General features: G+C 59.0%; 21 protein-coding genes. 8 read left to right on the top strand and 13 right to left on the bottom strand.

The features are described from left to right. Positions 1–123 precede the first annotated feature (123 nt). From sdeX to ykgO, 4 genes are all read left to right on the top strand, one after another. Entirely contained in the window at positions 124–1,311 is a 1,188-nt protein-coding gene (gene sdeX, locus EDY99_RS02205; RefSeq protein ID WP_033642108.1) for a multidrug efflux RND transporter periplasmic adaptor subunit SdeX, read from the top strand. A 17-nt stretch (positions 1,312–1,328) separates the two neighbouring features. Next, positions 1,329–4,475, top strand: coding sequence for a multidrug efflux RND transporter permease subunit SdeY (sdeY, locus tag EDY99_RS02200; RefSeq protein WP_033651107.1), 3,147 nt, complete (start codon positions 1,329–1,331; stop codon positions 4,473–4,475). A gap of 186 nt (positions 4,476–4,661) precedes the next feature. Beyond that, positions 4,662–4,916 (top strand): type B 50S ribosomal protein L31, encoded by a 255-nt coding sequence (locus tag EDY99_RS02195; RefSeq protein ID WP_123061424.1) that lies wholly within the window; start codon positions 4,662–4,664, stop codon positions 4,914–4,916. A 12-nt stretch (positions 4,917–4,928) separates the two neighbouring features. Then, positions 4,929–5,069 (top strand): type B 50S ribosomal protein L36, encoded by a 141-nt coding sequence (gene ykgO / locus EDY99_RS02190; protein WP_004940304.1) that lies wholly within the window; start codon positions 4,929–4,931, stop codon positions 5,067–5,069. Between the two features lie 105 nt (positions 5,070–5,174). Here ykgO and EDY99_RS02185 read toward each other — a convergent pair whose 3' ends face one another. The 3 genes from EDY99_RS02185 to EDY99_RS02175 are packed head-to-tail and all read right to left on the bottom strand — an operon-like array spanning position 5,175 to position 7,646. Beyond that, positions 5,175–6,053 carry a metal ABC transporter solute-binding protein, Zn/Mn family gene (locus EDY99_RS02185; protein ID WP_123061423.1) on the bottom strand — a complete coding sequence of 293 codons (879 nt, stop codon included), beginning with the start codon at positions 6,051–6,053 and terminating at the stop codon, positions 5,175–5,177. A gap of 25 nt (positions 6,054–6,078) precedes the next feature. Then, positions 6,079–6,936 carry a metal ABC transporter permease gene (locus tag EDY99_RS02180; RefSeq protein ID WP_033651105.1) on the bottom strand — a complete coding sequence of 286 codons (858 nt, stop codon included), beginning with the start codon at positions 6,934–6,936 and terminating at the stop codon, positions 6,079–6,081. Next, entirely contained in the window at positions 6,933–7,646 is a 714-nt protein-coding gene (locus tag EDY99_RS02175; RefSeq protein ID WP_123061422.1) for a metal ABC transporter ATP-binding protein, read from the bottom strand. The genes EDY99_RS02180 and EDY99_RS02175 overlap by 4 nt, the downstream gene beginning before the upstream one ends. A 406-nt stretch (positions 7,647–8,052) precedes the next feature. On the opposite strand from EDY99_RS02175, the gene EDY99_RS02165 reads away from it, so the two are divergent. The 3 genes from EDY99_RS02165 (at position 8,053) to EDY99_RS02155 (ending at position 9,188) form a co-directional block, all read left to right on the top strand. Beyond that, positions 8,053–8,406, top strand: coding sequence for a hypothetical protein (locus EDY99_RS02165; RefSeq protein ID WP_123061421.1), 354 nt, complete (start codon positions 8,053–8,055; stop codon positions 8,404–8,406). 159 nt (positions 8,407–8,565) lie between these two features. Continuing rightward, positions 8,566–8,934 carry an Hha toxicity modulator TomB gene (gene tomB / locus EDY99_RS02160; protein WP_004940312.1) on the top strand — a complete coding sequence of 123 codons (369 nt, stop codon included), beginning with the start codon at positions 8,566–8,568 and terminating at the stop codon, positions 8,932–8,934. Positions 8,935–8,984: 50 nt separating this feature from the next. After that, a complete protein-coding gene (locus EDY99_RS02155; RefSeq protein ID WP_004940313.1) occupies positions 8,985–9,188 on the top strand; it encodes an HHA domain-containing protein in 204 nt (67 codons plus the stop codon). 281 nt (positions 9,189–9,469) lie between these two features. Here the strand turns inward: EDY99_RS02155 and EDY99_RS02150 are convergent, their stop codons facing one another. Both EDY99_RS02150 and gbpA read right to left on the bottom strand, forming a co-directional pair. Further along, positions 9,470–9,988, bottom strand: coding sequence for a cytochrome b (locus EDY99_RS02150; RefSeq protein ID WP_033651103.1), 519 nt, complete (start codon positions 9,986–9,988; stop codon positions 9,470–9,472). Between the two features lie 52 nt (positions 9,989–10,040). Beyond that, positions 10,041–11,468 (bottom strand): N-acetylglucosamine-binding protein GbpA, encoded by a 1,428-nt coding sequence (gbpA, locus tag EDY99_RS02145; protein ID WP_046688371.1) that lies wholly within the window; start codon positions 11,466–11,468, stop codon positions 10,041–10,043. 257 nt (positions 11,469–11,725) lie between these two features. Between gbpA and gspS the strand changes: the two genes are divergently transcribed. Continuing rightward, complete coding sequence (gene gspS, locus EDY99_RS02140) at positions 11,726–12,088, top strand: type II secretion system pilot lipoprotein GspS (RefSeq protein WP_047572433.1); 363 nt, start codon at positions 11,726–11,728, stop codon at positions 12,086–12,088. Here gspS and EDY99_RS02135 read toward each other — a convergent pair. Genes EDY99_RS02135 through gspG form a run of 8 tightly spaced genes read right to left on the bottom strand, consistent with a single transcriptional unit; the run spans position 12,085 to position 17,283 of the window. Beyond that, the gene (locus tag EDY99_RS02135) at positions 12,085–12,900 is read right to left on the bottom strand and encodes an A24 family peptidase (RefSeq protein WP_052133745.1); all 816 of its coding nucleotides are present in this window, start codon (positions 12,898–12,900) and stop codon (positions 12,085–12,087) included. The two genes, gspS and EDY99_RS02135, sit on opposite strands and share 4 nt — an antisense overlap. Positions 12,901–12,915: 15 nt before the next feature. After that, positions 12,916–13,380, bottom strand: coding sequence for a type II secretion system protein GspM (gene gspM / locus EDY99_RS02130; RefSeq protein ID WP_033651100.1), 465 nt, complete (start codon positions 13,378–13,380; stop codon positions 12,916–12,918). After that, complete coding sequence (gene gspL, locus EDY99_RS02125) at positions 13,377–14,510, bottom strand: type II secretion system protein GspL (protein WP_047572436.1); 1,134 nt, start codon at positions 14,508–14,510, stop codon at positions 13,377–13,379. Before gspL ends, gspM begins: the two co-directional genes overlap by 4 nt. A 3-nt stretch (positions 14,511–14,513) precedes the next feature. Beyond that, entirely contained in the window at positions 14,514–15,416 is a 903-nt protein-coding gene (gene gspK, locus EDY99_RS02120; RefSeq protein WP_047572438.1) for a type II secretion system minor pseudopilin GspK, read from the bottom strand. Continuing rightward, the gene (gene gspJ / locus EDY99_RS02115; RefSeq protein ID WP_042783795.1) at positions 15,413–16,027 is read right to left on the bottom strand and encodes a type II secretion system minor pseudopilin GspJ; all 615 of its coding nucleotides are present in this window, start codon (positions 16,025–16,027) and stop codon (positions 15,413–15,415) included. The genes gspK and gspJ overlap by 4 nt, the downstream gene beginning before the upstream one ends. After that, positions 16,024–16,371, bottom strand: a complete 348-nt coding sequence (gspI, locus tag EDY99_RS02110; RefSeq protein WP_046688366.1) for a type II secretion system minor pseudopilin GspI — start codon at positions 16,369–16,371, stop codon at positions 16,024–16,026. The genes gspJ and gspI overlap by 4 nt, the downstream gene beginning before the upstream one ends. Next, entirely contained in the window at positions 16,283–16,858 is a 576-nt protein-coding gene (locus EDY99_RS02105) for a prepilin-type N-terminal cleavage/methylation domain-containing protein (protein ID WP_072022490.1), read from the bottom strand. The genes gspI and EDY99_RS02105 overlap by 89 nt, the downstream gene beginning before the upstream one ends. After that, positions 16,855–17,283, bottom strand: coding sequence for a type II secretion system major pseudopilin GspG (gene gspG, locus EDY99_RS02100; protein WP_033644207.1), 429 nt, complete (start codon positions 17,281–17,283; stop codon positions 16,855–16,857). The genes EDY99_RS02105 and gspG overlap by 4 nt, the downstream gene beginning before the upstream one ends. Position 17,284 lies beyond the last annotated feature (1 nt).

Genomic DNA, 17,284 nt, shown 5'->3' with positions numbered 1-17,284 from the left:
AGTGTGATTTACATACATTCGCGAATGTATGTACCATAGCACGCACATATAATTAACGCAGCAATGGGTTTTAAAGCTTGTGATCCATTGATCATTTTGAAATCGGACACTTGAGGTTTTTCTATGAACAAAAACAGAGGGTTAACGCCTCTGGCGGCCGTTCTGATGCTTTCAGGCAGCTTAGTGCTAACAGGATGTAACGATAAAGAAACCCAACAGCAAGGCGCCCAACAGCAGGCTCCTGAAGTGGGCGTAGTCACTTTGAAGGCCGAGCCTCTCAATATCACTACCGATCTTCCTGGCCGCACCGCTGCGTATCGCATCGCCGAAGTTCGCCCTCAGGTCAGCGGCATCATCCTGAAGCGTAACTTCGTTGAAGGCAGCGATATCAAGGCCGGGACGTCTCTGTACCAAATCGATCCCGCGACCTATCAGGCCAGCTACGACAGCGCGAAAGGCGATTTGGCCAAAGCGCAGGCCAGCGCTTCCATCGCACGCGTGACGGTAAACCGCTACAAGCCATTGCTGGGCACCAGCTACATCAGCAAGCAGGACTATGACAACGCCGTGTCCACGCTGCAGCAAGCGGATGCCGCCGTGGTGGCCGCCAAGGCCGCCGTGGAAACCGCGCGCATCAACCTGGCGTACACCAAGGTGACCTCTCCGATCTCCGGCCGCATCGGCAAATCCGCCGTGACCGAAGGCGCGCTGGTCAGCAACGGCCAGGCAACCGCCCTGTCCACCGTGCAGCAGTTGGATCCGATGTATGTCGACGTCACCCAGTCGAGCACCGACTTCCTGCGCCTGAAACAAGAACTGGCCAGCGGCGCGCTGAAGCAGGAAAACGGCAAGGCCAAAGTGAAACTGATGCTGGAAAACGGCACCGAATACGCGCAGGAAGGCACGCTGGAGTTCTCCGACGTCACCGTCGATGAGACCACCGGCTCCATCACCATTCGCGCCCTGTTCCCTAACCCGAACGATACGCTGTTGCCAGGCATGTTCGTGCGCGCCCGTCTGGACGAAGGCGTACGCAGCGATGCGTTGCTGGTGCCTCAACAGGGCGTCACCCGCAACCCGCGCGGCGACGCGACGGCGTTAGTGGTAGGGGCAGACAACAAAGTTGAGCTGCGCACGCTGAAGGCGGACCAGGCGATTGGCGACAAATGGCTGGTTACCGATGGCCTGAAAGCCGGCGATCGCGTCATCGTCACCGGCCTGATGAAAGTGCATCCGGGCGCGCAGGTAAAAGTGCAGGAAGTTGACACTCAGGCGCAAAAACAGCCGCAGTCTGAAGCGCAGAAGTCATAAAAAGGAGCCTGTAATACATGGCTAAGTTCTTTATAGACCGCCCAATTTTCGCCTGGGTAATCGCCATCATCGTCATGTTGGCGGGGGTGCTTGCAATAATGAAACTGCCAATCGCGCAGTATCCCACTATTGCACCGCCGGCGGTGAGTATTTCCGCCAACTACCCGGGCGCAGATGCCAAAACGGTGCAGGATACCGTCACACAGATTATCGAACAGAACATGAACGGTATCGATAACCTGATGTACATGTCCTCCACCAGTGATTCCTCTGGTAGCGTCACCATTACCCTGACGTTTGAGTCCGGCACCGATCCTGACATCGCGCAGGTTCAGGTCCAGAACAAACTGTCGTTGGCCACCCCGCTGCTGCCGCAAGAAGTTCAGCAGCAGGGCCTGAAAGTAGAAAAATCCAGCAGCAGCTTCCTGATGGTGGCCGGCTTCGTTTCCGACGATCCGAACATGACTCAGGACGATATTGCGGACTACGTGGCGTCCAACATCAAGGACCCGATCAGCCGTTCGTCCGGCGTGGGTGAAGTGCAGCTGTTCGGTGCCCAGTACGCGATGCGCATCTGGCTGGATCCGAACAAGCTGAATAACTACCAGCTGACGACCACGGACGTGACCTCCGCCATCACCGAGCAGAACAACCAGATCGCCGCAGGCCAGCTGGGCGGCCTGCCGCCGGTGCCGGGGCAGCAGTTGAACGCCTCGATCATCGCGCAGACCCGTCTGACTTCGCCGGAAGAGTTCGGCAAGATCCTGCTGAAGGTCAATACCGACGGTTCCCAGGTGCGCCTGCGCGACGTCGCTCACATCGAGCGCGGCGCGGAAAGCTATGCCGTTACCGCGCGTTATAACGGCAAGCCTGCCGCCGGCCTGGGTATCAAACTGGCGACCGGCGCCAACGCCTTGAACACCGCTAAAGGTGTGAAAGACGAGCTGGCCAAGATGGCGCCCTTCTTCCCGCAAGGGATGAAAGTGGTTTATCCGTACGACACCACCCCATTCGTTAAGATCTCCATCAACGAAGTGGTGAAAACGCTGATCGAAGCCATCATCCTGGTATTCCTGGTGATGTATCTGTTCCTGCAGAACTTCCGCGCGACGCTGATCCCAACCATCGCGGTGCCGGTGGTGTTGCTGGGGACCTTTGCGATACTCGCGGCGTTCGGCTTCTCGATAAACACCCTGACGATGTTCGGCATGGTGTTGGCGATCGGCCTGCTGGTGGATGACGCCATCGTGGTGGTGGAAAACGTCGAGCGCGTCATGTCCGAAGAGGGGCTGCCGCCGAAAGAAGCTACCCGTAAATCGATGGGCCAGATCCAGGGCGCGCTGGTGGGTATCGCCATGGTGCTGTCGGCAGTATTCGTGCCGATGGCGTTCTTCGGCGGTTCAACCGGTGCCATCTATCGTCAGTTCTCGATCACCATCGTGTCCGCGATGGCGCTGTCGGTGCTGGTGGCCTTGATCCTGACGCCGGCGCTGTGCGCCACCCTGCTCAAACCGATCCCGAAAGGCGATCACGGGGTTAAAACGGGCTTCTTCGGCTGGTTTAACCGCATGTTCGAGAAGAGCACGCATCACTATACCGACAGCGTGGGCAACATCCTGCGCAGCACCGGCCGCTACCTGATCATCTACCTGCTGATCGTAGTTGGCATGGGCCTGCTGTTCCTGCGCCTGCCCTCTTCGTTCCTGCCGGACGAAGATCAGGGCATCCTGTTGACCATGGTGCAGTTGCCTGCCGGCGCCACCGAATCCCGCACCAACAAGGTGTTGGAAGAAGTCTCCGACTACTTCCTGAACAAGGAAAAGGACAACGTGGTTTCGGTGTTTACCGTCGCGGGCTTCGGCTTCAACGGTAACGGCCAGAACAACGGCCTGGCATTCGTCAGCCTGAAAGACTGGGGTGAGCGTCCAGGGGCCGGGAACAAGGTGGAAGCGATCGCGGGTCGCGCCATGGGCGCCTTCTCGCAGATTAAAGAAGGCCTGGTGTTCCCGTTCAACCTGCCGGCGATCATCGAACTCGGTACCGCAACCGGCTTCGACTTCGAGCTGATTGACCAGGGCGGCCTGGGGCACGAAAAACTGACCGAAGCGCGTAACCAGCTGTTGGGCATGGTTGCTCAGCATCCGGACGTGCTGGTGGGCGTGCGCCCGAACGGCCTGGAAGATACGCCGCAGTTCAAACTGATCGTCGATCAGGAGAAAGCCAAGGCGCTGGGCGTGAGCATCACCACCATCAACAGCACGCTGAGCACCGCACTGGGCGGTTCGTACGTCAACGACTTCATCGACCGCGGTCGTGTGAAGAAGGTGTATGTACAGGCCGAAGCGCCGTTCCGTATGCTGCCGGAAGACATCAACAAGTGGTACGTGCGCGGTACCAGCGGCCAGATGGTGCCATTCTCCGCCTTCTCTTCGGCGAAATGGGAATACGGCTCACCGCGTCTGGAACGCTATAACGGCTTGCCGTCGATGGAAATTCTGGGCCAGGCTGCACCGGGCAAGAGTACCGGTGAAGCGATGAACCTGATGGAACAGCTGGCGTCCAAACTGCCAAGCGGCATCGGTTACGACTGGACCGGCATGTCCTATCAGGAACGTCTGTCGGGCAACCAAGCGCCGGCGCTGTACGCCATCTCGATTCTGGTGGTGTTCCTGTGTCTGGCGGCGCTGTATGAAAGCTGGTCCGTGCCATTCTCGGTCATGCTGGTATTGCCGCTGGGGGTTATCGGTGCGTTGTTGGCCGCGACGATGCGTGGCATGAATAACGACGTGTACTTCCAGGTGGGGCTGTTGACCACCATCGGTCTATCGGCGAAGAACGCCATCCTGATCGTGGAATTCGCCAAGGATCTGATGGAGAAAGAAGGCAAAGGTCTGATCGAAGCGACGTTGGAAGCGGTGCGTATGCGTCTGCGTCCAATCCTGATGACGTCCCTGGCCTTCATCCTCGGGGTTCTGCCGCTGGTTATCAGCAGCGGCGCAGGCTCCGGCGCACAGAACGCGGTAGGTACCGGCGTAATGGGCGGGATGATCACCGCGACCGTATTGGCGATCTTCTTCGTACCGGTGTTCTTCGTGGTGGTTCGCCGCCGCTTCAGCAAGAAGAACGAAGACCTGGAACACAGCCACCCGGTAGAGCATCACTGATCGTTCAGTGAAGAGATTTCTACCCGATAATCGAAAAGGCCGCGCATGCGGCCTTTTTCTTTTGCTTCAGTTGATTAATGCAAACCGTTCTCATTAATTCACTCGTGTGTGCAATTTACGCTTGATCGTGATGCCCGGTCGGCGCATAATTGTTGTTATAGTATAACATTACACGAGAGAGCCATTATGAAACCCGGCATCCATCCCGATTATCGCACCGTGGTGTTCCACGACGTCAGCGCCAACACCTACTTCAAAGTGGGATCGACCATCAAAACCGATCGCACCATCGAGCTGGACGGCGAAAGCTGGCCGTATGTCACCCTCGACGTCTCTTCCGCTTCGCATCCGTATTACACCGGCAAGCAGAAAGACTATTCCAAAGAAGGCAGCACGGCGCGCTTCCAGCAGCGCTTTGGCCGCTTTATCGGCAATAAGTAACAAGGAACCCCCATGCAGGTATTGAGTTCATTGCGTTCGGCGAAAAATCGCCACCCGGATTGCAAAGTCGTGCGTCGTCGTGGCCGCATCTATGTGATCTGTAAAAGCAATCCGCGATTCAAAGCGGTACAGGGACGTAAGAAAAAGCGTTAACTCCAAAGTGTCATCTGTCGCAAAGCCCCGTTGCTGCTCAACGGGGCTTTTTTTATGGCGAGAAAGTGCCTGCAAGCTGCCCCCGCCGGCAAGCGGGGGCGGAGATTACTTCATGCTGCTCAGCAGCGCGTCGACATTGTGCTTGAACGCCTGCTCATAGGTGGCCGCCGGGCCGCCCACGCGCGAGAGCGCTTCAGGGTACAGCTCGCCGCCCGCCTTGGCGCCGGTGGCGGCGGCAATCTGTTTCACCAGCCGCGGATCGGTCTGGTTTTCGATAAAGTAAGCGTTAACTTTTTCCTGTTTGATTTGCTTGATCAGGACGGCCACATCGCTGGCGCTGGCTTCGGCCTCGGTGGAAAATCCGACCGGCGCAAGGAAGGTGACGCCATACTCTTGCCCAAAGTAACCAAAGGCATCATGGCTGGTGAGCACCTTACGTTTCTGCGGCGGCACAGCGGCGAACTGGGTTTTGGCCCACAGATCCAGCTTTTGCAACTGCTGAATGTATTCGGCGCCGCGCTGGCGAAAATAGTTGGCATCCTCGGGATCGGCGGCGATCAGGGCGTTCATCACGTTAGTGGCGTACTGCACGCCGTTTTTCATGCTGTTCCAGGCGTGGGGATCGGTAATCGGTTTGCCGTCCTCCTCCATTTGGCGGGTGTTGATGCCCTGTGACGCGGTAATCACCTGTCCTTTATAACCCGAAGCGCTGACCAGGCGATCGATCCACCCTTCCAGCCCCAGGCCGCTGACGAACACCACGTCGGCCTGCGCCAACGTCTTGCCGTCCTGCGGTGAAGGCTCGAAGCTGTGCGGATCGCCATCCGGTCCCACCAGCGTGCTGACCTTGACGTGATCGCCCCCTACCTGTTTAACGATATCTCCCAGAATGGAAAAGCTGGCGACGGCGTCGACGGTCTTCGCCATCGCCAATGGGCTGGCCAGCAGAGCAGCGACCGCCAGCGATATAGGTAAACGTTTCATATTTTCTCCTTGCAAATGGCACTTCTCAACGGCGCGCAAAGGCGTAAATGCCTCCACGCGTTCCAAACAGGATCGAGACAAAGAAGATGACGCTGGCGCTGAGCACGATCGCCGGACCGGCAGGCAGCGAAGCGTAGTAGGACCACACCAGCCCAATCAGGCTGGACAGCGCGCCGATGCCCATCGCCACCGCCAGCGTCTGCGGCAGATTGCGCGCCCAGAAGCGTGCGCTGGCGGCGGGCAGCATCATCAGCCCCACCGACATCAGGGTGCCGAGGATCTGGAACCCCGCCACCAGATTGACCACCACCAGCGCCAAAAACAGGCCGTGGATCAGCGCCAACCGGCGCGGCGCGTTAACGCGCAGGAAAGTGACGTCGAAGGACTCGATCACCAACGCGCGGTACAGCGCCGCCAGCGCCAGCAGCGACACCGTGGCGATCGCACCGACCATCAGCATCGCCTGCGCATCCACCGCCAGAATCGAACCGAACAGCACGTGCAGCAGATCCACGCTGGAACCGCGCAGCGAGACCAACGTGACCCCGAGCGCCAGCGACCCCAGATAGAATCCGGCGAAGCTGGCGTCCTCTTTCAGCGGCGTGCGGCGGCTCACCAGGCCGGACAACATCGCCACCGCCAGCCCGGCGATAAAGCCGCCCACGCCCATGGCCACCAGCGACATGCCGGAAATCAGATAACCGATTGCCGCGCCGGGCAACACCGCGTGGGACAACGCATCCCCCACCAGGCTCATGCGGCGCAGCAACAGAAACACCCCCAGCGGGGCGGCGCTGAGCGACAGCGCCAGACACGCCATCAATGCGCGTCGCATAAAACCGAAAGAGAGAAAAGGGTCGATAAGCCCATGCAACAGCATCATGGCGCCACCACCCGCAGGCCCGGCTGCCGTTCGGCGGCGAGATACCGCGGCACCTGTTCCAGCACGCGATCGGCCGCGCCCCAATGACACGCCTGCGGGGTCAGCAACAGCACCTGCGGAAAATGCTCGGCGACCATCGACATGTCATGCAGGACGGCGATCACCGTTCTCCCCTGCTGGTGCAGCTGCGCGATCACCTGCAGCAGGATCTGCGTAGTGGCGCTGTCGATGCCGGTGAAGGGTTCATCCAGCAGGATCAACGGCGCCTGTTGGACCAGCAGGCGCGCAAACAGCACCCGCTGCAGCTGGCCGCCGGAGAGCTCGCCTACCGGACTGTGCGCCAGCGCGCTCATGCCGACGCTCGCCAGCGCCTCATTAACCTGGCTCGCCGCACGCTGGTTCATACCGCCGAACATGCCGCTTTGCGGCCAACATCCCATCGCCACCAGATCGCTCACCGCGATCGGGAATTGCCGATCCAGCTCCGCCTGCTGCGGTAAATAAGCCTTGCGCGGCGGCTTTTCACCGCTAAAGTCCAGGCGACCCGCCACAGGCGGCAACAAACCGGCGAGCGTTTTCAGCAACGTCGATTTCCCTGCCCCGTTGACGCCCACCACCGCGGTTAACGAACCGGCGCTAAACTGCCCGCTCAGCGGCGGGAAAAGCGGCGTGGCGCCATAGCCTATCGCCAGCTGACGTAATGAAATCATGGCAGCGACACCGCCCAAAAAATGCCGAGCCACAGCAGAGTCAACAAAACGATAGCGCCCGCACAGCGCACGGCCGCGGAGGTGGTGAACAACGAGTTCAGTGACGACGCGGCGTCATTTTGCGAAGTGGGAATCAAGGGAATAACCAAAGCAGCAGATTTATAGTTACAATATAACATCACAATAAATGGTATGTCTCAAGCGTTGCCGGACTCATTAATGCAACGGAACGTAACAGCTCGTCGCGCAGCAGGTCCCCCCCTCGCCCCCTTATCAAACTCAGGGATATTCCCGTTCGACGCAAATGTTGGCGGAAGGTAAAAAAACAGCGGTAAATCGAAAAATTTACCGGCGCGAGTGGAAAAGGAGTAAGATGAGCAGATAACATTGTTGTTGGCCGAGATTAATGCTTGTTACCCTTGCCTGTAACCAGGACGTCAACGCACTTTCTGTTAAAAAATTAAAGAAAGTGATTAATGACAATATTGCGGAGTTAGTGCCGGCGCTGACCAGCGGACTCAGTTTTTATTCTGAAAGCGCACGCTATGCCGAAGATTCATTAGAAATACTTGATATAGTGCAACAAGGTGACAGCGATTATTCAATGAGTTATCGCTATAAGTGGGGCATTTTTAATGCTTGCCTGGATATCAACAGCGAAGACACGATCAGCGATAGCGTCCGGTTCCGTGTGGCGCAACGGGGTTTAATCTTCGACATCATTGATAACTCACGCCCATCAACCGCGGATGAATTGTAAGTTTACGTAATAACTGCAGGCCAAACGCGAAAAAATGATTTATATTCATTTTACGGGAAGTTTATTTAACCACCGTTAAGCTGCCTCCGTTCATGATGTAAATCAGCTTGCTCACATAGTGTTATCAACACCGCCATTAAGACTTACGGAGGGGATGATATGGATGAGTATTCGCCTAAGCGACACGACATTGCTCAACTCAAATTCTTGTGCGAAAATTTGTATGATGAAGGTATCGCCACCCTGGGAGACAGCCACCACGGGTGGGTCAACGATCCGACATCCTCCGTCAACCTTCAGCTTAATGAGTTGATCGAACATATCGCTTCGTTTGTGATGAGTTATAAAATTAAATACATGGACGAATCCGATTTGTCGGAGTTAGTCGAGGAATATCTCGACGATACCTATACGCTGTTCAGCAGCTACGGTATCAATGATTCCGACCTGCGCCGCTGGCAAAAAACCAAGGCGAGATTATTCAGAATGTTCTCAGGAGAGGACATCTGTACGACAATGAAAACTTAGGGGATAATTATTCCCGAGCTATTTTACGGTTATTAAACTAAAAGGCCACCATGACTAAAACCGACTATCTGATGCGTTTACGTAAATGCACCACGATTGATACTCTCGAACGTGTTATTGAAAAAAATAAGTACGAGCTTTCCGATGATGAACTGGAGCTGTTTTACTCAGCCGCCGATCATCGTTTGGCGGAGCTGACCATGAACAAGCTGTATGACAAAATCCCCACCTCCGTTTGGAAATATGTCAGATAATCAGCCCCCAACGCGTTGAGCCGATGCTTTTATCGGCTTCAATGTTCAAGTTGAATAGGTCATTTTCCTATTGACAACGAAATGTTAATTACACTCATCTTTGCCGTTAATAATAAATAGCAACAATTCTCGGTTAATGTCCGGGGTATTACGCCTTAACGCTATTCACGCGTGAAGATGCTCGCCTCACATTGCCTGTGTGGTGCAAATCGCGGCGAATATCCCTGAGGCCATCGCTGCCACGCCGCCGCGCCGGGCGGCGTGAACCATCACCGCCAGGCTCAGAGCATACGGCGCAAAATCGCCCGCCGGGCGAAACAGTGATGCTTAATCACCGCCGCGATGTGCAGTACAATCATGGCCGACAGCGCGATGCATGAATAACGGTGCACGGCGAAAAAGAAACGATTAACCTCAAGATTCGCAATCGGACGGGGGAAATCGATCGCGCCGAAAACCGCAAAGCCGTGCTCCAGCATAAGAAAGCCGCTCAGCAACACCACGAAAATCAGCAGGTAGAATATTTCGTGCAGCAGATGCACCAACCCCTTCTCGCGCCCTTGCAGCATATCGCCATAAGGCACTTTAGGCCGGAAAAAACGCCAGATAAAGCGCGCCGCCATCAGCGGTGTCAGCACCAAGGCCAACGACATATTGGTCACGGAGAAAAAGGCGAAGATGCGCGCATCCGTCATAAAATGCAGTGAATAACCCACGATCATGACGTAGATCATCACGGCGGCAATGCCCCAATGCAGTAACCGACTGAAAAGATCGTAACGGGCAGGTTCGTGTGACATAAAGCTCCTTTAAAAGCGGCCATCATTGGCCGCTTGACTATCCGATGCGCACTTACTTTTTCACGACCCAGGCGTCCTGCCAGTTGGATCCCACGCCCGGCTCAAACTGAGTCGCGCCGCTGTTCCACTGCATGCAGTAACCGCTGTAAGGGAAAGGTTTGCACTGATAAACCTTGCCGTCTTTCGGTTGCAGCACCGTGGTGCCGGCGGTGTATTTACTCAGCGCGTTCGGGAAGACGAAGTTGTAGTCGCCATTGCCGCCACCGCCGGTGGATTCAGCTTCCAGATTGAAGTTTTCGATATCCGGCTGAATGCTCTGCCCATTGTCGTTGCTGGCGATCACTTTCAGCATGTGATGGCCCTCGCTGACGTTGTTCAGCGCGACGGTCAGCGGCTGGCTGGCGTCTTCCAGCGTCTCTTTCACGTAGCCTTTTTCCGTCTGGCCGTGATCGTAAACGCGCGCTTCAACGGTCAATTTGCCTTTAACCTCGGCATTGAAGGTCAGCTGAGCTTTACCGTCCTTGATCTTGGTGCTGGACAGGTTGCCGATGCGGATCTCTTCGGTGATAGTCGGCGTTTCTTCCTCATAGGAGATCACCACGCTCTTCATCGTGCTGCCTTGTTTGGCAAAGACCGCATTATTGCCAAACACCGGATTGACGTTGCCTTTACCGTCTTTCACCCCGGCACGCACCGCTTTCTGTTCGGCGTTGATCTTGCTGGCCAGCGCGTGGCTCCAGCGGTTTTTGTCGGTCAGCGCCTCACTGTCAATCGCCAGCTCGGTTTTCATCGTCAGCACTTCACCGTCCGCATCAAAGAAACGGGCGATCACCTTGTCGCCAACCTGCAGGTTTTTGCCGGTGAGAGAGCCTTGCAGCTGCTTGCGCCATTCGGACACGACGCCGTCGTCCTCGAAGTTGACGTCAACCACCTGATAGAAGCTGTTCACCGTGTCATTGATTTCCCACACGCCATAAATCACCTGATAGCCGGTTCTCTCCGGCACCACGCACTGGTGCACTTCGCGATCTTTTGGCGCCTGAGCATGGCCATCGACTTCACAGAACGGCTCTTTTTCGAAAGCCTCGCGCGACAGCGGCTTATTCACGTCCCAGTCTTGTTTGGTGATGTAATAACGCCAGTTATTGGTTTTGTGCTTGGCGGTGTGGTACCAGGTGAACGTCTGCGGTCCCGGTTTCATGGTGTTCAACGCCCAGACGTTGACGCCCTGACGATCCAGCGGCTCGAAACCGCCCACCCCGCCGCTGGCCAGCTGGCCGTCGCGCGGCGTCGCGCCGCCAGGGAAGCCGGAAACCTGCTCGACGCTCTGCGGTTCCCACTGCGCTCGGCCGCAGTCGGTGTTGCTGCCCAGCTTGCACTTGTAGGCGCGGCTCTCGGGCACTTCGATATAACCGTGCGACCAGGCGGCCGAGGAGGCAGTGAGCGCTGCCATCATCAGGGCGATTTTGGATAATTTCATTACGACTCCAGTTAAATTTATTGGATTCCAACTGAGTGAGAAGAAACTCAAAGAGATGCGGCGATACCGCGAGAGGAATAATAAGTAGAAGCCCTGAACGCCCGGCACTTAGAATGCATTAAAATAATAAAACCTAATGCCGTCAGAATATTAAACCGCATGATAAAGGGTTAACATATTCCTGACCTCGTAAAGCGCCGCCATGCGGCGCAAGAAAATACCGACACCGCGCCAATTAATTCCACAGGGAAAATAACGTGACATTGAAAAACATCGCCACGGCGTTCATGGCATGCCTGCTGTTATCCGGCTGTCAGCACGCCGCCAAATCGGCCCCTGACGCCGCCATCCAGCGCGACCAGCTGTCATCGCTGGTCGGCGCCGGCCAGTTTCTGAGAGAACGCTGCAACCGCGCCGATATCCCGGCCAACGGCCCACTCGCGGCGGCGGCGTTGCAGGCGGCGGAGAGAAAAGGCTGGGCGCCGGCGCTTAATCGCACCCAGTTACTTGACGCAGGCAAAAACGTCGCCGCGCAGCTGGAGGCCGACGCTACGCCGTTGCAAGAGAAGTGCAGCGGACTCAACCGAACGCTGGCGCCGTTTTTAGCCCAGCTCCGTTAACCCGCCAGCGGTAGCGCAAGCCACTGGCAGGCTACCGCGCCGGCGCCCGCCACCGCCAAACCCGGGCCAAAAGGCAGGGGCTGCGCCCCATCGCCGCCGCGCCACACCCGCAGCAGCAGCCACAGCAGGCTGCCGGTGGCGGCAAACAGCAGAATCGACGGCAAAACGGCATAGCCGCCCCAGGCGCCGAGCGCCGCCAGCAGTTTAAAATCGCCGTATCCCAGCCCCTCGCGGCCGGTCGCGAGACGAAATCCCCAATACAGCAGCCACAGCGTCAAATACCCCGCCAGCGCGCCGATGACCGCCGTCGGCAAAAATGCCGGGTGCGCCAGGCAATGCCACAACAGCCCGGCCCACAGCAGCGACAGCGTCAGGCAATCCGGCAACAGCTGACGCTCGCTGTCGATCGCCGCCAAGGCCAGCAGCAATGCAGCAAACGCCAACATGAAAAACCAATCCACACCCATGCCGACGCGCCAGGCCAGCGTTATTCCCATTAGCATCAGCAATAACTCCACCAGTGGATAACGGATGGAAATAGGCGTGCGACAATAACGACAGCGACCGCGCAACAGCAGCCAACTTAATAAAGGAATATTATCGAGCGCCGATATTTTCATTGTGCAACACGGGCCGAATGAACGCGGCAAAAAGAGATTAAATCGTTCGGCCTGCGCCATTTCCATTTCGCGCTCAAGCATGACAGGCAGCCGATAAACGACCACATTGATAAAACTGCCGATGCACAGGCTCAACACGGCGCTAAATAGCAGCCAGTGTTCATCGGCTACTGCATTTATTGCGGATAGCATGGTTCTCTGGATCCTCTATTGTCGTCGCGTGGGTGACATCGCCGGTTGCGCCGTTACCCGCAGTTGGCTGATTTGCACCACGCCCGGCGCCTGCCCCGCACGTTCTGCGGCGAGTGAGAGCACGCGGATCCCGTGCTCGCGTTGCAGGGCGGCCAGCCACGGCAACAGGCGTTCAAACGGCACGGGCGGCAGCGTGACCCGCACATCCGCTTCACTTTCCGTCAGTTCGGCGATGGCGATGCGATATGCCAGCGCACTCTGTCGCAGTCGTTCCGGCAGTTGCTCGCGCGCGGCGGCGCTCTGCGGCAAACGCGCCTGCAATTGTTGGATGACGCGCGCCTGCTCTCGCAGCGCCGCCAGCCGTTGTGCGTTTTTTTGCGCCTGCGAAAACTGATACAGGCAGTAGCCGCAGGCCATCAGCATCAACAGGCTTAACAGCACTGCCCGCCGCAGCGCCTTATCGCGCCAACCGATGTTCATCGCTCACCTCTCACCGTCAGGATCGCCTGGTTAGGCGCGCTTCCCTCGCTGAACGTCATGCTGACGCCGCCGTCGTTGACCGGCGCCGGCAGCGGCGCGTCGTTTCTGTTTACCGTCACCACCAAACGATCGTCGGCGGCGTCGAAAGCCAGCGCCTGCAACTGCGGAGGTTCCCAGACAGCAAGCGCCTCGGCCGCGTAGGGCAACAGCCTGAACAGCTGCGGCGCATTCAGGGTGTCTTGCATACGCCGTGCCCACGTTTGCGCCGCCCGTTCGGCGAACGCCGGCGCGGTCTCGCCACTCGGCAGCAGGCGCTGAGTCAGCGCCGTTATCTGGCTTTCGCTCTGTCTGGCCATTAATTGGTGATGCAAGCCCCCAACCAGCAGCGAACCGCTGAGCAACAGCATCGCGCAGGCGGTCTTATCGGGCAGACGGCGCGGCCAGCGCACGCCCGGTTTGAAACGCCCCTGCAACAGCGTGGATGTGCTGTTCCAGGCCTCTTCCGCCAATCGCCACAGCGGATCCTCATCGATACGCGCCGTTTCCCAGCCCGCCGGCACCTCTCCGCCACTGTGCAGACACCAATCCGGCGTCGGCCACGGGACGCTGTCCCCCCAGGCATCGGGCAACTGCATGCCCTGCATGCCCCCCGTTCGGAGCAGCCAGTGTCCGCGCCAGCGCAGTGCGCTGCATTGGTTCGGCAACGGCAACGCCAGCACGTCGGGCAGCAGGGCATCGACGCGAATGCCGCAGGCGTTGAGGCTATCAACCCACCCTTGCATCTGCGCCAGCGCAACGCCGGCGATAGTGAAATCGCGCTGCACCTTGCCCAGCACCGCCCAATGCATCTGCTCGACATCGTTCAACAACCCGGTCTCATGGGAGTACGCCAGCGCCAGCGGCGTCGCCTGCCGGGCCTTGCCCTGGAATGTCGTTTGTCTCAGCACCACATGACGGGCAGGCACCAGCACCACGACCCGGCTGCCCTGCGCCATGGCCGCCAACTCACTACCGCCTTCGGCCAGATCGAGGCGGGCGGCAAAGCGGCAGCGCGTCTCGCCGACGCGGCCCCAGCGCACATCGGCCATCGCATCCTCGTCCAGCGCGATAAGCAGGATGGTGTTCGCCATCGTTTACCCTTCCCCTCTGTCGAACCGACGTCCGCTGACCGTGACGCCTGACGGGCCCGGCTGCAACGCGCTGACCAGCCGATAGCGTCCGTCGTTCAGCCTAAGCTGCAGCTGCGCAATCCAGCGGTTATCGTCGAAAATAAGTCGCTCGCCAAGGCCATCCTCGCCCAGCGCCTGCAGCGCTTTTTCCTGCGACAAAAACGCCAGCGTCTGCCAGCCCTGCGGCGGACGGGCCGCCAGCAGCGCCCGCAGCCGCTCATCGCTCAGCGCGTTCATCAACATCGCCCGCAGCAGCGGCAGCTGAGCGTCGTTCACGGCGTCCGGATTGAGGCGCAGCTCGGCATCCGGCGCCGCACAAAGCAGCGGCGCCAGACGCAGATAAAGCTCGCGGTCGATGCCGGCCAGCTCCCGCAGCTCGCTGACATCCCCCATCAGATATCCTTCGCCATAGGCTCTGGCGACGATCGCATCGGCAATCGCGCCCGCCTGGGCAGCGGCGATCCCCTGATTGTTCAATAGCAGCATGAATATTCGCCTCTCCTTATTGGGGTGGCCCCCCTCGCTATCGCCGACATCCGCCGGGCCGGCGGCGCGGATCAGGGCGTTGAGGTTGAAACAGGCGTCAACGCGGCGCAGACGTATCGCCACTTCCCCCTCTTCGGTGCGCATGCTGAAGGTCACCCCTGATGCCCCCCACGCCTTCCGCTGCTCTCCCGCCTGCTGCAGCCGCTGCCGGGCGTAGCTCTCGCCGCCCAGCAGCAACCATTTCGCCCTCAGTCGATCCTGCTGAGACTGGGTGCGCACCAGCGAACGCTGCCAGTTATCGTTGATATTGACCGCCACGATCGCCATCAGCGACATCATCAACAACACCATCAACAGCGCCATACCGCGTTGTTTATTCATAGTGGCCTCGCAGCGGGCAACGTGACGATGCGCCGGACTTCCCCCAGCGCGGGGGTGTCGATGGCGATTTCCACCGCCTGCGGCAGCAGCCCGCCGGCGCGCCAGGCCGTCAACCATTCGCCCTGCCGGTAAAAACGCAATTGGAACCGCGTCACCTCAGACAGCAGCAGCACGCTGCGCGCCGCCGCCTGCGGGCTGCTCAAATTCGGGTAACTGAGGCGTTCGAGCCGCCCCTGCCGGTAGCGATACGCCACCCGCTCCTGCGTGGCGCGCGGCAATCGGGCCTGGGGGTTCGGCCAGCCGTTTCGGATCAGCAACAGCTGAAAATCGCCGCCTTCCTCTCCCGCCGTCTGCAGCACCGCAAACTCCGGCGCCGCCGGCCAGCGTTTATCGCCGGTCGGCGCGCGCGCCTGCGCCTGCGTCAAATCGCGCTCGACGATCGCCAGCGCCCGTTGCAGCTGGGTCAACTGCGTCGATTTGCGCTGGGTGATTTCGTCGTTTTTCAGCACGCCTCTGAAGACCGTCAATGCGGTGAGCGACAGCATGGCGAACAGGGCGATGGCCAACAGCATTTCCACCAGCGTAAAACCCCGTTGCAAAGCGCGCTTCACAACAACGCCCTGTAGGTGAGCATCTCCACCAGCGCATTGCGATCCTGCGGGTCGCGCCTGACTTCAATCGCGATCGCCCGCATCCCGGCGTCGCTGGTCTCCCGCCCGCGATAGCGCCAGTGCCAGGTTTCACCGGCCATTACCGTGGTGCCCGAATGCCAGGCGAGCGTCGGTGGGCGGGGCTCGAGCTGCAGCAGCGTCAGCTGGTTGTCCGCCACCCACAGCGCCACGGTCTTGGCTTCGATCGCGCTCAGGCTACGCACCTGGCCGCCGGTGCTGTTGATCAGCGCCAGACAGCCGATGGCGAAGATCATCATGGCCACCATCACTTCCAGCAGCGTCATGCCTTGCTGGCGTCTCATTTTCCGCGTCATCGCAACGAATGTCCGTCGTTTCAAATACAAAGTAACCGGGCGCCTGCAATCGCCACAGACACTTGCCCTGGGATAGCTCCACGCTGAACGCCGTGGTTTCGCCCCCCGGATACAGCCACACCTGTGGCAGCGCCGCCTCTGCGGCGAGCGCGACGGTTTGCCCTTCAACGCTCAGCCGCAGCGCGACGCCGTCCGGCAGAGCGTACTGCTCCCGGCTCTCCCGCCCCGCTTCGGCGACGCTGCGCCAACCGCCGTCATCGAACGCCACGCCATACCTCACCCCTTCGCGCTCGGCCCGCTCGGCGAGGGCATTCAGCCAATGGCTCAATCGCTCTCCCTGCTGCGCCAACGGCTTCTCATCCGCCGGAAAACTCAGCATCACCAGGCCGCTGGTCACCCCCAGCAGCAGCAATACCAACATGGTCTCCAGCAGCGTAAAACCGCGTATGCGCCTCATGGCGCGTCGGCCACCCAGTTACCGATGTCATCATCGGTATCGGCGACACCGTCCGGCCCCAGCGTGAACACATCCAGCTTGCCATGGCGCCCCGGGTTGCGCAGACGATACGCTTGCCCCCAGGGGTCTTGCGGCAAGCGGCGGATATAACCGTCTTCGGGATAATTCCTTGGGATCGGTGCCAGCGTCGGCCGGGTCACCAGCGCCGCCAGCCCCTGCTCCGCGCTGGGATAACGGCCGTTATCCAGCTTGTACATATCCAGCGCGTTCTCCAGCGCGACGATATCGCTGGCGGCCTTTTGCCGATCGGCCTTCTCCTTGTTACCCATCAGGCTTGGGATGGTCAGGCTGGCCAACAGCCCCAGAATGACGATCACCACCATGATTTCCAGCAGCGTGAACCCACGCTGCCGGGACCTGCGCATA

Source organism: Serratia sp. LS-1 (genome assembly GCF_003719595.1).
Classification (GTDB): Bacteria; Pseudomonadota; Gammaproteobacteria; order Enterobacterales; family Enterobacteriaceae; genus Serratia; species Serratia ureilytica.
This window is presented reverse-complemented; position numbering and strand designations above follow the sequence as displayed.

Bases quoted from the DNA above. Each gene is read 5' to 3' on its own strand.
- sdeX (WP_033642108.1), top strand. From the start codon at position 124: ATGAACAAAAACAGAGGGTTAACGCCTCTGGCGGCCGTTCTGATGCTT.
- sdeY (WP_033651107.1), top strand. From the start codon at position 1,329: ATGGCTAAGTTCTTTATAGACCGCCCAATTTTCGCCTGGGTAATCGCC.
- EDY99_RS02195 (WP_123061424.1), top strand. From the start codon at position 4,662: ATGAAACCCGGCATCCATCCCGATTATCGCACCGTGGTGTTCCACGAC.
- ykgO (WP_004940304.1), top strand. From the start codon at position 4,929: ATGCAGGTATTGAGTTCATTGCGTTCGGCGAAAAATCGCCACCCGGAT.
- EDY99_RS02185 (WP_123061423.1), bottom strand. From the start codon at position 6,053: ATGAAACGTTTACCTATATCGCTGGCGGTCGCTGCTCTGCTGGCCAGC.
- EDY99_RS02180 (WP_033651105.1), bottom strand. From the start codon at position 6,936: ATGATGCTGTTGCATGGGCTTATCGACCCTTTTCTCTCTTTCGGTTTT.
- EDY99_RS02175 (WP_123061422.1), bottom strand. From the start codon at position 7,646: ATGATTTCATTACGTCAGCTGGCGATAGGCTATGGCGCCACGCCGCTT.
- EDY99_RS02165 (WP_123061421.1), top strand. From the start codon at position 8,053: ATGCTTGTTACCCTTGCCTGTAACCAGGACGTCAACGCACTTTCTGTT.
- tomB (WP_004940312.1), top strand. From the start codon at position 8,566: ATGGATGAGTATTCGCCTAAGCGACACGACATTGCTCAACTCAAATTC.
- EDY99_RS02155 (WP_004940313.1), top strand. From the start codon at position 8,985: ATGACTAAAACCGACTATCTGATGCGTTTACGTAAATGCACCACGATT.
- EDY99_RS02150 (WP_033651103.1), bottom strand. From the start codon at position 9,988: ATGTCACACGAACCTGCCCGTTACGATCTTTTCAGTCGGTTACTGCAT.
- gbpA (WP_046688371.1), bottom strand. From the start codon at position 11,468: ATGAAATTATCCAAAATCGCCCTGATGATGGCAGCGCTCACTGCCTCC.
- EDY99_RS02135 (WP_052133745.1), bottom strand. From the start codon at position 12,900: ATGCTATCCGCAATAAATGCAGTAGCCGATGAACACTGGCTGCTATTT.
- gspM (WP_033651100.1), bottom strand. From the start codon at position 13,380: ATGAACATCGGTTGGCGCGATAAGGCGCTGCGGCGGGCAGTGCTGTTA.
- gspL (WP_047572436.1), bottom strand. From the start codon at position 14,510: ATGGCGAACACCATCCTGCTTATCGCGCTGGACGAGGATGCGATGGCC.
- gspK (WP_047572438.1), bottom strand. From the start codon at position 15,416: ATGAATAAACAACGCGGTATGGCGCTGTTGATGGTGTTGTTGATGATG.
- gspI (WP_046688366.1), bottom strand. From the start codon at position 16,371: ATGACGCTGCTGGAAGTGATGGTGGCCATGATGATCTTCGCCATCGGC.
- EDY99_RS02105 (WP_072022490.1), bottom strand. From the start codon at position 16,858: ATGAGGCGCATACGCGGTTTTACGCTGCTGGAGACCATGTTGGTATTG.
- gspG (WP_033644207.1), bottom strand. From the start codon at position 17,283: ATGCGCAGGTCCCGGCAGCGTGGGTTCACGCTGCTGGAAATCATGGTG.